The sequence below is a fragment of the Natrinema thermotolerans genome, assembly GCF_031165565.1.
Lineage (GTDB): Archaea > Halobacteriota > Halobacteria > Halobacteriales > Natrialbaceae > Natrinema > Natrinema thermotolerans.
In genome coordinates this window covers 1016967-1030906 of the sequence record NZ_CP101873.1, presented here as the reverse complement: position 1 = coordinate 1030906, position 13940 = coordinate 1016967, and the positions used below count along the sequence as shown (strand labels likewise).

Genomic DNA, 13940 nt, shown 5'->3' with positions numbered 1-13940 from the left:
ATCGGCACTCGCTAAGTAGTTGGGACGCCGCGCTTCACAGCCCCAGTATCTCCCGCGCCTGTGCCGGCGTCGCGAACGGCAGCTGGTGGCGGCCGAAGATCAGCGTCGCGTAGACCGGCTCGGCGAGGTTCCGGCGCTCTAACAGACCGCGGGTCTCGTTAGTGTGGCCGTCGTTGAACACCTCGAGCGACGACTGAACGCCGGCGGCGGGGGACTGAGACCGGATCGCCGCTGCTCGCGCTTTTAACACCGCCCGTTCCGTATGGGTGTCCATGACACTGTCCGACGCGAACGGCCGCGACTCCGCGTTCCGATTCGACTACCAGCCCCCGACGATCCGGTTCGGGTCCGGCTGCGCCGACGACCTCGCGGCCGAACTCGAGGCACAGGGTCTCGAACGGGCGCTGGTCGTCTGTGGCTCGACCGTCGGGAGTACGCCCGCGGTCATCGACCCCGTCACGGAGGGGCTGGGCGACCGGCTGGCCGGCGTCTTCGACGGGACGACCCCCGAAAAGAGGCTCGCGACGGCCGTCGAAGGACGTGAGCGCCTGCGTGCGGCGGACGCGCTCGTCGCACTCGGTGGCGGCAGCAGTCTCGACGTCGCGACGGTGATCAGCGTCCTCGCGGCGGGCGATCGCACCCACGAAGAGGTCGCGGCCGAGTTCGCCGAGACGGGGACGATCGCCGTCCCCGACGAAGGGCTGGTGCCGATCGTCACGGTCCCGACGACGCTGGCCGGGGCCGACCTCTCGATGGTCGCGGGCGTCACCGCCGCGCCCGACTCGAGCCCGGTCGACGAGGAAATCGGCGGCGGGATCTCCGATCCCGACCTGATGCCTGCGGCCGCGGTCTACGACCCGGAACTGGTCGCGACCACGCCGGACGCGATCCTGGCCGGCTCGGCGATGAACGGCTTCGACAAGGGGATCGAGACCCTCTACGCGAGCAACGCCACACCGGTCACCGACGCGACGGCGAGATCCGGCCTCGAGACGCTCGCGGACGGCCTCCGGACGTTCGGCGACGGCGACCGCGGGATCGAGACGGTCGAGACGATCCTCGAGGGGATCGTCCTCGTGCAGTACGGCATCTCCCGGCCCGGCGAGACGACGGCCTCGATCGTCCACGCCTTCGGCCACGCTCTTACGCGGACGGACACCGTCCAGCAGGGCGCGGCCCACGGCATCATCGTCCCGCACGTCCTCGCGTACTGCTTCGAGCAGGACGGGGTCGACGCACGCGCCGGCATGCTCGCGACCGCGCTCGGCGTCGACGACGCGGCCGACCACGGGGCCGCGGTCGTCGAGGCGGTCACGGAGATCCGGGACGCGCTCGGTCTCCCCGCGCGGCTCCGGGACGTCGACGGCCCCGGCCCCGAGGAGTTCACGGCGGTCGCCGAAGCGGTTCTCGCGGACCCGTTCATGGCCAACGCGCCGCCGGGGCTCGAGCCGACCGTCGCGGAAATCGAGGGAATCCTCGAGGCGGCGTGGTAGAGGGGTTTCAGCGGTCGGTGCCGGTCCGCGGCTCTCCGACGGCCGTCGGCGGTTCGACGCCGCGGCGCGGCGGCTCGAGACCGCGATGGAACGGTGAGGCGAGCCTGATGAGGGAGATCAGCATGGCCGTACATCCCGCAGTGAGGAGCAGGGTAACGAACGGGTCGGCTAGTTGGACGATCTCGAGGAGATCGAGCCCGATCCCACCGACCAGTAGCGAGAGGAGTTGACTGGCGGGGGCCCAGTCGGGCAGCCGGTCGACGATGCGGTCTCGATAACGGGTCGTGTAAGAGAACCCGCAGCACGCACCGAGCAACACCGCGGGCCAGTAGTCGACGACGGCGGGCAGTCCAACATAGACGTCAGCGACCCAAGCGTACAGCGGCAGCCCGACGACCAACACCACGAACTCGCCGCGACGGCCCTCGGGAAACCGCCAGTCCCCGTCGTCGTCCCGGAACCACTCGCGGATCGGTTCCCGCCGTTCCATCGCCGGGACCGTCACGGCGAGCGAGTAAGAACGTTTCTATCAGTTGTCGTTTCGATCGCGGTCAGAACGGGGCCTGTGGACCGTCGTCCGCCGCGGCGTCAGAATGGGTTGCCGTCGCCGTCGATGCCGGCCCGCTGCCGGCGTCGGTCTTCCCGATCAGCACGCGGAACTCGCCGGGGTCTTTCAACCGATACTCCCAGTGGAACTCGGGGCCGGCCTCGGCCTCGAACTGGTGGTACAGCGGCTTCGGGTCGTGGTCGTTGACCAACACGAACCCCTCGCCGGCCTCGAGGTCGGCGTAGGACTCGAAGATCAGTTCGTGGCGCTCGGCGGGCGGCCGATCGCGGACGTCCAGTTCGGTCGTCACCGCGAGGTCGTCTCCGGCTTCGTCGGCCCCGCCCGACCCCTTGGTGATCCGGACCCGAACCTCGCCGGGTGATCGATCCATCACCGCCCACTCGAAGGCGTCGCCGTACTGTTGTTGGAACTCTTGGTGGAGCGGTTTGGGTTCGTGGGGGGCGACGATCTCCATCGCGTCGCCAGCCTCGAGGTTGCCGTACCGATGGTGAATCGTCGGATGGCGCTCCGGCTTCGGGATCTCGCGAACGTCGAAGGTCGCGGCCACGCCGTCGTCGGTTGCGGCGTCGCTCTCGTCGGTCTTCGCGATTTCGACGCGCCACTCGCCGGCGTCGCGGCTCGCGTACTCCCAGCCGATGACGTCGCCGTGAGTCGATCGCAGTTCGTGATACAGCGGTTCCGGATCGTGGTCGTTGACCAGCACGAACCCCTGGCCCGGCTCGAGACGGTCGAACGTGTCGGTCAGGACCTCGTGGCGGCGCTTGGGCGGGATCTCTCGGACATCGAAATCGGGAGATTCAGCCGTCGATTCATCCCGTTTCGTCACGTGGACCTCCCACGCGTCGGGGCCGTCCGTCTCGACCGTCCACTCCAGGGCCGTCTCCCGTTCGATGCGGTACTGGGCGATGCTCGGGCGAACGTCAGTGTCGGCGGTGATCGCCACCGTCTCGCCGGGTTCGACCCGATCGAGACGGCCGAACACGCTGTCCCGTCGCTCGGCTCGAGGCTCGTCACGGACATCGAGAGGGTCTTCCATCGGGACGAATCGATGAACCGGATTCGAATAGGGACTCTCCCGAACGTATTCGCCACGTCATAACACCTGTGGGGATCGACGGGCGGTCACGACGGTGATCGCCGGCGGCGATATCACGTCGTCGGATTCTCGAGTCGGAGCAGGTCGTCTCTCGGCTGTGACAGCCGCGGTTCCGTCTCCCGATGGGGATCGAACGCGCCGTACGCGACGGCCTGCCAGAGGACGCGCTCGGGATACGGCCGTTCGGAGAGATCGATACCGAGCGCGGCCGCCAGTCCGCGATCGTCCAGTTCGCCGGCCGCGGTCGGCACGGGGACGGGGTTCGGCAGGGCCTCGAGGTCGAGCCCGAACGCGGGAAAGAGGGCAGCGTCGGAGCCGCGAGCAGGGTGATACAGCGTCCGCGGACCGGGGTAGCGGACGCGGAGCTGCGGCGTCACGGTCCGTGTCTCGTCGCCCGTCGCCGAGCGGACGGACCGGGACGACAGTTCGACCGTCGTCCGCTCGCCGGCCGGCACGGAGAGCGAACCGGCCGGCGTCTCGAGGGACACCGCGTCGGCGTCGGCGGATCGAACGGCGATTGCGGGCGGTGAGTACTCGCGGACGGCGGCGACCGTCGAGTCGCCCGCGACGGTCCCGTCGACGATGATCTCGTGGACAGCATCGGTACCGGAGGCAGCCCCGTCGCCGGTCGTCCCGTCCTGTGGCCACAGCGGCGGCGACCGCGTCCCGTCGGCGGTGAGCGCGCGGAGACCGTGTGTCGTCGCGCAGACGCCGGTCCAGTCGGCGGGTGCCGGCCCGTCGGGGGGAAGCACCGAGCGCCAGTAGAACACGCGCCGTTCGCCCCGGAACTCGTAGGGGATCGCGTCCGGAAAGAACGCGTCGCCGAAGCGGTCGGCCTCGAGCGACGGATGCTCGAGACGGAGTTCGACGTACGGCACCCGTTCCACGAGGGGTGCGGGCCGATCCTGGCTCCCCCTCGTCCACGAAATCGGCGTCGTCGACTCTCGAGCGTCGGTGCCGGGCATGGCGTTGGGCGGCGCTAGGGCGTCGAGACGCTAAGGTCCGGACCCGAACCGATTCGTCCCTGGTTCCGGACCGTTCGGCCGGTGGGGGACAACGTCGCTTGGCCGTCGCGACGCCGAACCGGTTCGACCCGCTGAAACCGCGCGATCGAATATGTCCGCGACCAGCCCTTAGTGGCGACCGACCCAACGACGAGGCGGGTGACCCCACAGTATGGCCGGCTCCACGAGGCAATCCGTCGAGACGACGGCGGACGACCTCTTCGACAAGTACACGCTCCCGAAAATCGCGCTGACGATCATTCTGGCCGCGTCTTTCCTCGGCACGGTGGTGACCGGCCGACTCGCCGGTGGCGGGGACCTCGCGGTGGCGGTCGCCAAGTGGGGCTACTTCGTCGCCCTCGGCGTGCTTGCCGGCGGACTACTCTGGAAACACGGCTTCGTCCGCCCGGGCGATCTCGAGACCGGGGCCGACGCCTACTGCGCGCGGATGTACGACCGGTTCGACCGGATCGCGATCGGCTCGCTCGTCGTTCTCGTCCTCGGGGGCGCCGTCGCGATCGACCGGTACGCCGCGGCCGTCTCGCGGCCGCTTCCCGTCCTCGCTCTCGCGGTGGCGGTCCTCGGACTCGTCGCGATCGGCGGGACGCAGTCGCTTCGCTCCGCGTCGGTCGACACCCAGTTCCGCGGCCCGCTCGGGCTCGCGGCGCTGGCGCTGGCACTGGCCGCCGTCGTCCTGACGGCCGCGCTCGAGGTCGGACTCCGGGCCGGCGACGGCCTCGCGGTCGGCGTCCGCGTCCTCCACCTGCTGGCGTTCGCGGTGTGGGTCGGCGGGGCCGTCTGGAACATCTTCGTCGCCGTCCCGACCGGTCAGGAGTACCCGACGACGCCCGTGATCCGGGCCGCCGGCCAGCAACTCGAGCGGTTCCGGTGGGCCGTCCGCTTCATTATCCCGACCCTGATCGCGACGGGGCTGTATCAGGCCGTCGACGCCCTCGGCACGACGATCGGGACCTATCTGGGAACGACCCTCGGACTCGCGGTCGCGGCGAAACTGGGATCGATCGGCGTCCTCGTCGTCATCTTCAAACTCTGTCCGATGTGGCGGGCCTGTTCGCCCATCGACGGGGTCTGTGACCTCGAGGAGATGGGCGGCCAGCGCGACGGACCGACGACCGATGCCGCCGGCCCCGAGCCGACGGAGGTGACGAGCGATGACTGACGCGGCCGTCCCGACGGAGCTGCCCGACGTCGACCCCGATCGGACCGTCGACAACCGCGGCCGGGGCTGTGCCAACGGCATCGCCGCCGTCCAGCGAGCCCTCGAGGATCTGCCCGACGGGGCCGTCCTCGAGATCCGGAGTACCGACAAGCGTGCGAAACAGGAATATCCGAAACTGGCGGCACAGACCCCCCACGAACTGCTCGGCATCGAGAGCGAGCGGACAGGCCTGTTGACGACGGTCTATACGACGTATCTCCGCGTTCGCGAAGGGTGAGCGACGCGCCGAGCCGTCGGAATCACTACTTGTCAGCGTAGGACGGCCGCTCGGCGTACGCGATCGGATCTCGGACGCCGATGTTCTGGAACGCCTGCAGCCGGAACGCACAGGCATCGCAGGTGCCGCAGGCGGGTTCGTTCTCCCGGTAACAGCTCCAGGTGTGTTCGTAGGGGACCTCGAGTTCGACGCCCCGTTCGGCGATGTCGGTCTTTGAGTGTTCGACAAAGGGGGCTTCGATCGAGATATCGGTCTCGGGCTTGGTCCCGACGTCGACCACGTCCTCGAAGGCCTCGAAGAAGGCGGGCCGGCAGTCCGGATACCCGGAGAAGTCCTCGCTGTGGGCCCCGATGAAGACCGCGCCGCAGTCGTTGGCCTCGGCGTAGGAGACGGCCATCGCGAGCAGGTTGGCGTTCCGGAACGGGACGTAAGAGGTGGGTATCTCGTCACTCTCCATGTCCGCGTCTTCGACGGCCATCTCTTCGTCGGTCAGGCTCGAGGCCCCGATCGCCGCGAGATGGTCGGTCTCGAGTTGCAGGAAGTCGGCCGCATCGAACTCGTCGGCCAGCCGGCGGGCACACTCGAGTTCCCGATCTTCAGTGCGCTGGCCGTAGGAGGTATGCAGGGCGTAGATCTCGTAGCCCCGATCGCGGGCGACGGCGGCGGCGGTAGCGCTGTCCATGCCCCCCGAGAGGAGGACGACGGCGCGTTTTTCTGACGGTTCGTCGGTCGTGGTGTGGGTATCGTCGGTCATGCGTGTCTCGAACGGTCGATCGGTCGGCGTTACGTCTCGGGGGCGTCGTTCCAGAGGTCGACGTGGAGTCGGGGCGTGTACCGAAAGCCGTACTCCATCGCGAGGTCGGCGACCCGGGTTCGGGTCTCCGCGAGGCGCTCGCGGGTCGCGCCCTCGGGCATCAGGAGGACGTCATCGTCGGGGATCGGGACCGCGGTGGCGTCGCGGAGGTCGCCGAGCAACTCGAGGATCTCCGGCATGTCGTCGGCGTCGGTTACGACGAACTTCAACTGGACATCGTAGGCCTCGACCAGTCGGACGAGCGCATCCATGTCGATCCGATCGCGCTCGTGACGTTCCTCCCACTCGCCGGCGGGGGCGTCCTCCGGTGCGCGTTCCGGCGTCGGCGTGCTGCTCGCGAGTTTCGGGCTGATCGAGGCGAGATCGATCGGCGCGTCCCGGTAGATCGTCCCGTTGGTCTCGACGGTGGTGTGATACCCCCGCTCGTCGAGGGCCTCGAGCAGGCCGACGCTCTCGTCGTGGAGCAGCGGTTCGCCGCCGGTCAGGACGACGTGGTCGGCATCGCGGGCCTCGATCTCGGCGAGGATCTCCTCACGGCCGAGCCACGCGTGGGTGGGTTCCCAGGAGGTGTGATAGGAGTCACAAAACCAACACCGGAGGTTACAGCCGCTCGTGCGGACGAACGTCGACGGGACGCCGGCGAGGGTGCCCTCCCCCTGCAGGGAGTGAAACAGTTCGTTGATCGGCAGTCCCTCCGGCGTCTCCTCGTCGCCGCCTTCCGTACCGGACTCGAGGTCGATGGAGTCGGAAACCGGCATCTCAGAACCCGCTCCCCCCGCAGAGTTCGCTCGTCTCGCTGACCCGAACGGCGACGTCGGTGACCGTCTCGGGCAGTGCCGCCACGAGCTTTCGCTCCAAGACGACGCTCATCACCTCCGCGGTCGGCGGGTTCTCGAGGACGACGACGCCGTCCCCGTCGCCGGCCGCTTCGAAGGCCTCGATCAGCGGGTCGCCGGCCTCGAGCAGGAACCGGTGGTCCCACTCGGATATCACGTCGGTAATATCGCCCTTGTCGGCGATCCATCCCTCGTCGGTGAGCCGGCCCGTGACGGTGACGGCGATCTCGTAGTTGTGGCCGTGCGGGCGGGCACACTTGCCGTCGTGGTGTCGTATCCGGTGGCCAGTGCTGATCCTGATCGGCCGGTCGCGGCCGACGTGGAGGGTGCGACGTGTGCCGACGATCGCGTCGTCGGTCGTCGCATCGGGGCCGCGTTCGCGGGGATCGGCGGTGTCGGTCATATCATGAGATTCTCGTGGGAATACTTAAGGATGGCCGAACGGCCGCTACGCTGGGATCGGCGTCGTCGCTTCGAGAACGGAACGCGGACCGTCCCGCCTCCCGGCGGGAACTGCCGGCTCGAGGCGTTAATCCTCGAGTTTGTCCTGGAGCCTGTTTTTCGCCTCGGTCCGGCGCTTGCGGGAGAACTCGGGGGTGTCGTTCGAGAAGTCGATCTCGATCTCGTCGAGCGTCCGTCGGTAGATGTTGGTCCGTCGCCCCTCGTCGGAGAGCTGTCGCCCTTCGCAGGTCAACAGTCCGGCGTCGACGAGTTCCTCGATCCGGCGGTAACAGGTCGCGATCGGGATCTCGATGTCCTCGCTGAGCGCCTGCGCTGATTTCGGCGTTCCCGCCGCACAGAGGATCTCCGCGCTGTATTTGTTCCCTAGCGCGGATAGCACTGTGGCCGAGTCCGCCTCCGTTCGTTCCGTCCGACTCCGAGACATAGTACCCTCCTTACTAATTATCTGGATTGAATCTTGTGGTTACCGTGAGTACTACTTTATCAGACAGGTCGCGGCGAGGCCCACGAGCCGGCGGCGATCCGCCGAGGGCGAGACGCATTTGGGGGTCCGGCCCGAACGACGGGGTATGAACGTCGCGGTCGTAACGGTCGGGGACGAACTGCTCGCCGGACGAACGACGGACACGAACGCCACGTGGCTCTGTTCGGAACTCGACGACCGCGGCGTCACCGTCGGCCGGGTGACCACGGTTCCCGATCGCGTGGCCGACATCGCCCGCGTGGTCAACGAGTACCGCGCCGAATACGACGCCGTCATCGTCACCGGGGGGCTGGGCCCGACCCACGACGATCTCACCATGGACGGGGTCGCGGCGGCCCTCGGGCGAGAGGTCGAAGAACACGACGCCGCACTGGCCTGGCTCGAGGAGGACGGGTACACGCGGGACGACCTCGCGGCCGGCACGGCCGATTTACCCGCCGGCGCGCGGGCCCTGCACAACGACGCGGGCGTCGCCCCCGGCGCGGCCCTCGAGGGGGTCTACGTCCTTCCGGGCGTCCCGGCGGAGATGAAGGCGATGTTCGAGTCGATCGCCGACGAGTTCGCGGGGACGCCGACCTACCGCGAGACGGTCGTCGCCGGCGAGGCCGAGAGCGCCCTGCTCGATCGGATCGCCGACGTCCGCGAGCGGTTCGACGTGTCGGTTGGCAGCTATCCCGGCGAGTCGGTCAGTATCGAACTGACCGGCACCGACGAGGCGACGGTCGCCGACGCTGCCGATTGGCTCCGCGAGCGAGTCGACTCGCCGTGATCTTACCGGTAGAGCGAGACCGCCCAGGCGACCGTCACCAGGAGGCCGAGCGCGAGCGCGCCCCAGCCGACGAGTTGCATCGGCAGTTCCGGTTCCGTTTCCGACGCGAGAACAGCGGCCTCGATCAGTGTTGACATAGTCGGCGATCGGTACCCGTCCCCCTTAATTGTTCAGAAAGCGAGCGGGTCGGCTACGCCGCCCGACCCCAGGGGGTCCCGCTCGACCTCGATCGCGCGCTGCCGCCAGTGAAGGATTCGATCGCCTACCCGCCAAACACCGCCCGCAGGACACGACACGGCTTTCCGACTGGCTTTCCCAGAGACCGGTATGGAGTCCATCGGCGTCGTCGTCAACCCGATCGCGGGAATGGGCGGTCGGGTCGGGCTGAAGGGGACCGACGGGAAACTCGAGGAAGCACGCCGCCGCGGTGCCGAGCCGCGTGCCCCGGACCGGGCCCGCGAGGCGTTGCGGTCGCTCCATCGCCGCGCCCCCGACCTCGCGGTCTCCACGGCCGCGGGCGTCATGGGCGAACGCGCGGTCCGGGACGCCGGCTACGAACCCGAGGTCGTCTACGACCCGGCCGACGCCCCCGACGCGACCGACCGACCGGCTCGGGTCGCCGACCCCGAGACGGCCGAGACGTCGGCCGACGACACGCGCGCGGCCGTCCGAGCGTTACTCGCGGCCGACGTCGATCTCGTCTTTTTTGTCGGCGGCGACGGCACCGCCGTCGACGTCGCCGAGACGCTCGCGGAAGCCGACGGGGAGACGCCGATGCTGGGCGTGCCGGCCGGGGTCAAGATCTACTCGTCGGTCTTCGGCGTGACGCCGGCCGACGCCGGTCGGATCGCCGCCGAGTTCGACCGCGTCGAGCGCCGCGAGGTCAACGACATCGACGAGGACGCCTACCGCGAGGGGGCGGTCCGGACGGAACTCAAAGCGATCGTCCCGGTCCCCGTCGCGCCGGCGGTCCAGTCGGGCAAACAGGTCTCGAGCGGGAGCGTCGACTCGCTGGCGGCGGGGTTCGCCCGCGAGGTCGAGCCCGGGCGGACCTACGTCTTCGGTCCCGGCAGTACCGTCGGCGCGATCGAGACGGAGTTGGGGATCGATCCCTCGCCGCTGGGCGTCGACGTCTGGCGTGCCGGCCCCCGCGAGGACGACTCGGCGGGCGATCGCGGCGAGTTGCTGGCCCGCGACGCCGGCGAATCGGAGATCCTCTCGGTACTCGAGTCGCCGGCCACGATCGTCGTCTCGCCGATCGGCGGCCAGGGCTTTATTTTCGGCCGCGGTAACCACCAGATCTCGCCGGCCGTGATCCGACGGACCGAGGAGATCGAGGTCGTCGCGTCCGACGAGAAACTCGCCGACCTCGACTCGCTGCGCGTCGACACTGACGACGAGGAGATCGACGAGCGGCTCCGCGGGTGGTTACAGGTCCGGACCGGCCGGTTCACGACGCGGCTGATCAACGTCGTGTAGTCGGCCCCGTCACGCTCGAAGCGTATAAGGGGTTGTGTGAAACGGCCACGGAAATCAACCATATAACCATGCGGCGCTATATAATGACCATATAGTCAAGATTAAGGTCAAGTCTCGCCTAGGGGCCCGTATGGAAACGCGGAAAGTCCAACGACTCGGTCCGTCGACGCTCGCGATGACGCTCCCGGCCGAGTGGGCGTCCGAACACGGCGTCGAGAAGGGCGACGAGGTCTCGCTGCGAACCAGTGGCAAGGGCACGCTGACCGTGATGCCCGAGTCCGCGAGTTCGGAGGAGACGGAGGCGATCATCCACACCGACGATCTCGACGCCGACGCCGTCGAGCGTGCGATCGTCGCGCAGTACGTCCTCGGCCGCCGCATCATTCGCATCGAACGCGAGGACGGCGCGCTCGAGTCGGATCACATCAACGCGGTCTACCAGGCCGAGACCCAGCTGATGGGGCTGGGCGTCATCGAGGAAACCCCCGAGAGTATCTCGATCCGCTGTTCAGTCGACCCCGAGGACTTCACGCTCGACAACCTCCTCGAGCGCTTAGAGCGAACGGGACAGACGATGCGCGGCGAGGGGATCAAGGCGCTTGCCCACGGCAACACTGATCTGGCCCAGCGCGCGCTCAACCGGGAGCGCCAGGCCAACAAGATCTTCGTCCTCCTGCTGCGGCTGATCTTTACGGCCTACCAGAACCCCAACCTCGCGCGGGCGGTCGGCCTGAACACCGGCTTCCCCCTGATCGGCTACCGCTCGATCGCGAAGAACCTCGAGCTGACCGCCGACAACGGCGAGGACATCGCCGACATCGTCATCGAGACGGAGGGCCACACGTTGAACGTCGAGAGCGCCGTGATGCGCGAGATCCGGGAACTGAACGAGTTGGTCGACGAGATCACGACCAAGTCGGTCGAGGCGGCCGTCGAGCGCGACTACGACAAGTCCAACGAGGTCCGCGGGCTCTTCCACGAGATCTCCGCCCGCGAGGACGAGATCCTCACGGGGCTGCCGGAGATGGACAACGAGGATCTGCTTCGGGTGCGGGAGGTGCTGGTCAGCCTCGAGCAGACCGCCCAGTACGCCGCCCGAAACGGGGAAATCGCGGCCAACCTCGCGCTCAACGAGGAGTCCGAACACACGACGATCAAGTGACAGCCGCGCGAACGTGGCGAAGACGTTCGGTCGGTTCTCCCGCGAATCGGTGGCCGAGCGGCCGGCGTCCGTTCGACGCTCGATCCGTCAGGAATGGGTGAAGTTAAGGGACCCCACACGCAACCCCCGAGCATGGCTACGGAATCCGAAACGACGGACAAAGGCGTTGGACTGGCGCTCGCACTGGGTGCGCTCGCGGTGATCGGCGCGTTGCTGATGCTCGTCGGCGCACCGGAGATAACGGCGGCCTGGGGCTTCGCCGCGGCCGTTCTCTTTAGCTCGCTGGCGGTCGTCGGGATCCACCTCTTCTCCTACTGAGGCCGTCGGCAGCCCCGGACACATGCCTCCGGTTTCGACCGCTCGCTGGGTATCGCGGGCCGTTGCCGTTAACAGTTAAGAGCGCTGCTCCCCTAGCGGGACGTACGGACGATGACGGACTACTCCGACGAAGAGCAACGGATCCTCTCGTATCTCCGCGAGAGCGCGGCCCGCGGCGAACAGTACTTCCGGGCGAAGAACATCGCGGACGCGATCGGACTCTCGTCGAAACAGGTCGGCGCTCGGCTCCCGCATCTCGCGGAGAAAGCCGACGAGGTCGACATCGAGAAGTGGGGTCGTGCCCGGTCGACGACCTGGCGAGTCACCACCAGTTGACCGGCCACGCCGGACCGCGACGGCCGGGCCCGACTCGAGTCGACGCCGCCGATGGGTCCACGGCCTTTTTATCCAACAATCGCAGAGGTACGGGCATGACTGTACGTGTCGACCGGTCGTTCGACGTGCCCGCCTCGCCCGAGCGGGTCTGGGAGTTCATCGCCGACCCGTCGAACCGCGCCCGGGCGATCAGCGTCGTCGAGGAGTACGCCGTCGACGACGCGGACGGCCGACGCGTGACCTGGCAGGTGGCGCTGCCCATCCCGCTGGTTCGCAAGACGGTGACGGTCAACACCGAAGACGTCACCCGGCGACCGCCCGAGTACGTCAAATTCGTCGGCAAGTCGAAAGTGATGGACGTCACCGGGGAACACGAGATCGTCGAGACCGACGACGGGACACGCCTCGAGAACCACTTCGACGTCGACGGCAAGCTCCCCGGCGTCGAGAAGTTCTTCAAGCGCAACCTCGATTCCGAACTGCGGAACCTCCAGCGCGCGCTCGAGCGGGACCTGCAGACGACACAGTAACGGTGGTGGGGCCGCCACGCTCGAGGTATGAGCATCGAGACGGACGCCGACCACGACGGCGGTGAGTCCGGCGACTCGCTGTCGATCGCGCTCGCACAGATTCGCGTCGAGGCCGGCGAGGTCGAGGCCAACGTCGACCGTGCGCTGGCGGCGATCGCTCGCGCCGCCGACCGCGGCGCGGACCTCGTGGCCCTGCCGGAGCTGTTCAACGTGGGCTACTTCGCGTTCGATCTCTACGCGCGCAAGGCGGAGCCATTCGCGGGCGAGACGTTCGGTCGGCTCCGCGCGGCCGCGGCCGACCACGACGTCGCCGTCCTCGCGGGGACGATCGTCGAGGATCTCGCCGCGACCGAGAGCGTCCCGACCCCGGCCGACGACGGGCTGGCGAACACCGCCGCCCTGTTCGATGCCGACGGCGACCTGCAACTGGTCTACCGGAAACACCACCTCTTCGGCTACGAGTCCGCGGAGTCGGAGCTGCTGGTTCCCGGCCAGCGCCTCGAGACGGCGACGATCGGCGGCCTGACCGTCGGCGTGACGACCTGTTATGACCTGCGGTTCCCGGAACTCTACCGACGGCTGGTCGACGACGGCGTCGAGCTGGTGTTGGTCCCCAGCGCGTGGCCCTACCCCCGCATCGAACACTGGCAGACGCTCTCGCGGGCCCGCGCCATCGAGAACCAGGCCTACGTGGCGACGATCAACGGGGCCGGCGAGTTCGACGACGCGACCCTGCTGGGCCGCTCGAGCGTCTACGATCCCTGGGGCGTCGCGCTTTCCTCGAGCGGGGACGAGCCGGCGCTGGTCACGGCCGAGATCGATCCGGCGACGGTCGCCGAGGTCCGCGAGGAGTTCCCCGCGTTGCGGGACCGACGGCTGTGACGGGGCTGGACCAGCGGCTGTAACGGGACCGGACGGACGGCCGTGACCGCGGGCCGGACACGGGTTCGCCGACCGCTGACTTTTTACTTTCCCACGCCATTTGTTTGGCTGCCGGCACAGACGCTTTTCACGTCTACCCGGCATTGCGCGTCGCTCCGGCCCGTCGCGCGCTCGGGTCCCGGGGCCCGAGCGTTACACCGCGCCCGCCTCCTCGTCCACCCTTTCGCCTCTCGCTTTCAGCCCGATCGCT

Annotated in this window: 19 protein-coding genes; 10 read left to right on the top strand and 9 right to left on the bottom strand. The window is 68.4% G+C overall.

What is annotated here, in order from left to right; genetic code table 11:
- Nucleotides 1-34: 34 nt before the first annotated feature.
- The gene (locus tag NP511_RS05335) at nucleotides 35-274 is read right to left on the bottom strand and encodes a hypothetical protein (protein ID WP_049964714.1); all 240 of its coding nucleotides are present in this window, start codon (nucleotides 272-274) and stop codon (nucleotides 35-37) included.
- On the opposite strand from NP511_RS05335, the gene NP511_RS05330 reads away from it, so the two are divergent.
- A complete protein-coding gene (locus NP511_RS05330; RefSeq protein WP_049964713.1) occupies nucleotides 273-1493 on the top strand; it encodes an iron-containing alcohol dehydrogenase family protein in 1221 nt (406 codons plus the stop codon). The two genes, NP511_RS05335 and NP511_RS05330, sit on opposite strands and share 2 nt — an antisense overlap.
- A gap of 7 nt (nucleotides 1494-1500) precedes the next feature.
- On the opposite strand, the gene NP511_RS05325 is transcribed toward NP511_RS05330, so the two are convergent.
- The 3 genes from NP511_RS05325 to NP511_RS05315 form a co-directional block, all read right to left on the bottom strand.
- Nucleotides 1501-1983: a hypothetical protein gene (locus tag NP511_RS05325; protein ID WP_006649282.1), complete on the bottom strand. Its 483-nt coding sequence runs from the start codon at nucleotides 1981-1983 to the stop codon at nucleotides 1501-1503.
- A 61-nt stretch (nucleotides 1984-2044) separates the two neighbouring features.
- Entirely contained in the window at nucleotides 2045-3097 is a 1053-nt protein-coding gene (locus NP511_RS05320) for a DUF2249 domain-containing protein (RefSeq protein ID WP_049964712.1), read from the bottom strand.
- Nucleotides 3098-3210: 113 nt separating this feature from the next.
- The gene (locus tag NP511_RS05315; protein WP_049964711.1) at nucleotides 3211-4122 is read right to left on the bottom strand and encodes a hypothetical protein; all 912 of its coding nucleotides are present in this window, start codon (nucleotides 4120-4122) and stop codon (nucleotides 3211-3213) included.
- 211 nt (nucleotides 4123-4333) lie between these two features.
- On the opposite strand from NP511_RS05315, the gene NP511_RS05310 reads away from it, so the two are divergent.
- Entirely contained in the window at nucleotides 4334-5341 is a 1008-nt protein-coding gene (locus NP511_RS05310; RefSeq protein ID WP_049964710.1) for a hypothetical protein, read from the top strand.
- The gene (locus NP511_RS05305; RefSeq protein WP_006649278.1) at nucleotides 5334-5618 is read left to right on the top strand and encodes a sulfurtransferase TusA family protein; all 285 of its coding nucleotides are present in this window, start codon (nucleotides 5334-5336) and stop codon (nucleotides 5616-5618) included. Before NP511_RS05310 ends, NP511_RS05305 begins: the two co-directional genes overlap by 8 nt.
- A 25-nt stretch (nucleotides 5619-5643) precedes the next feature.
- Here the strand turns inward: NP511_RS05305 and queC are convergent, their stop codons facing one another.
- The 4 genes from queC to NP511_RS05285 form a co-directional block, all read right to left on the bottom strand.
- Nucleotides 5644-6372, bottom strand: coding sequence for a 7-cyano-7-deazaguanine synthase QueC (queC, locus tag NP511_RS05300; protein ID WP_049964709.1), 729 nt, complete (start codon nucleotides 6370-6372; stop codon nucleotides 5644-5646).
- A gap of 29 nt (nucleotides 6373-6401) precedes the next feature.
- A complete protein-coding gene (locus tag NP511_RS05295; protein WP_049964708.1) occupies nucleotides 6402-7190 on the bottom strand; it encodes a 7-carboxy-7-deazaguanine synthase QueE in 789 nt (262 codons plus the stop codon).
- Between the two features lies 1 nt (nucleotide 7191).
- Nucleotides 7192-7671 carry a 6-pyruvoyl trahydropterin synthase family protein gene (locus tag NP511_RS05290; protein WP_049964707.1) on the bottom strand — a complete coding sequence of 160 codons (480 nt, stop codon included), beginning with the start codon at nucleotides 7669-7671 and terminating at the stop codon, nucleotides 7192-7194.
- Nucleotides 7672-7797: 126 nt separating this feature from the next.
- The gene (locus NP511_RS05285) at nucleotides 7798-8154 is read right to left on the bottom strand and encodes a winged helix-turn-helix domain-containing protein (protein WP_015299140.1); all 357 of its coding nucleotides are present in this window, start codon (nucleotides 8152-8154) and stop codon (nucleotides 7798-7800) included.
- 145 nt (nucleotides 8155-8299) lie between these two features.
- Here NP511_RS05285 and NP511_RS05280 point away from each other — a divergent pair, with 145 nt between their 5' ends.
- The gene (locus NP511_RS05280) at nucleotides 8300-8983 is read left to right on the top strand and encodes a competence/damage-inducible protein A (protein WP_049964706.1); all 684 of its coding nucleotides are present in this window, start codon (nucleotides 8300-8302) and stop codon (nucleotides 8981-8983) included.
- Nucleotides 8984-8985: 2 nt separating this feature from the next.
- On the opposite strand, the gene NP511_RS05275 is transcribed toward NP511_RS05280, so the two are convergent.
- A complete protein-coding gene (locus NP511_RS05275) occupies nucleotides 8986-9120 on the bottom strand; it encodes a hypothetical protein (protein WP_006182066.1) in 135 nt (44 codons plus the stop codon).
- Nucleotides 9121-9310: 190 nt separating this feature from the next.
- Between NP511_RS05275 and NP511_RS05270 the strand changes: the two genes are divergently transcribed.
- The 6 genes from NP511_RS05270 to NP511_RS05245 all read left to right on the top strand — a co-directional run bounded on the left by NP511_RS05270 (nucleotide 9311) and on the right by NP511_RS05245 (nucleotide 13690).
- Complete coding sequence (locus NP511_RS05270; protein WP_049964705.1) at nucleotides 9311-10462, top strand: ATP-NAD kinase family protein; 1152 nt, start codon at nucleotides 9311-9313, stop codon at nucleotides 10460-10462.
- A gap of 130 nt (nucleotides 10463-10592) precedes the next feature.
- Nucleotides 10593-11624 carry a phosphate signaling complex PhoU family protein gene (locus NP511_RS05265; protein WP_006649272.1) on the top strand — a complete coding sequence of 344 codons (1032 nt, stop codon included), beginning with the start codon at nucleotides 10593-10595 and terminating at the stop codon, nucleotides 11622-11624.
- 132 nt (nucleotides 11625-11756) lie between these two features.
- On the top strand, nucleotides 11757-11942 hold the full coding sequence (locus NP511_RS05260) for a DUF7525 family protein (protein WP_006182063.1): 186 nt from the start codon (nucleotides 11757-11759) through the stop codon (nucleotides 11940-11942).
- 111 nt (nucleotides 11943-12053) lie between these two features.
- Nucleotides 12054-12278, top strand: coding sequence for a DUF7123 family protein (locus tag NP511_RS05255; RefSeq protein ID WP_006182062.1), 225 nt, complete (start codon nucleotides 12054-12056; stop codon nucleotides 12276-12278).
- A 95-nt stretch (nucleotides 12279-12373) separates the two neighbouring features.
- On the top strand, nucleotides 12374-12808 hold the full coding sequence (locus tag NP511_RS05250) for an SRPBCC family protein (RefSeq protein ID WP_006182061.1): 435 nt from the start codon (nucleotides 12374-12376) through the stop codon (nucleotides 12806-12808).
- Nucleotides 12809-12835: 27 nt separating this feature from the next.
- A complete protein-coding gene (locus tag NP511_RS05245) occupies nucleotides 12836-13690 on the top strand; it encodes a nitrilase-related carbon-nitrogen hydrolase (RefSeq protein WP_049964704.1) in 855 nt (284 codons plus the stop codon).
- Nucleotides 13691-13940 lie beyond the last annotated feature (250 nt).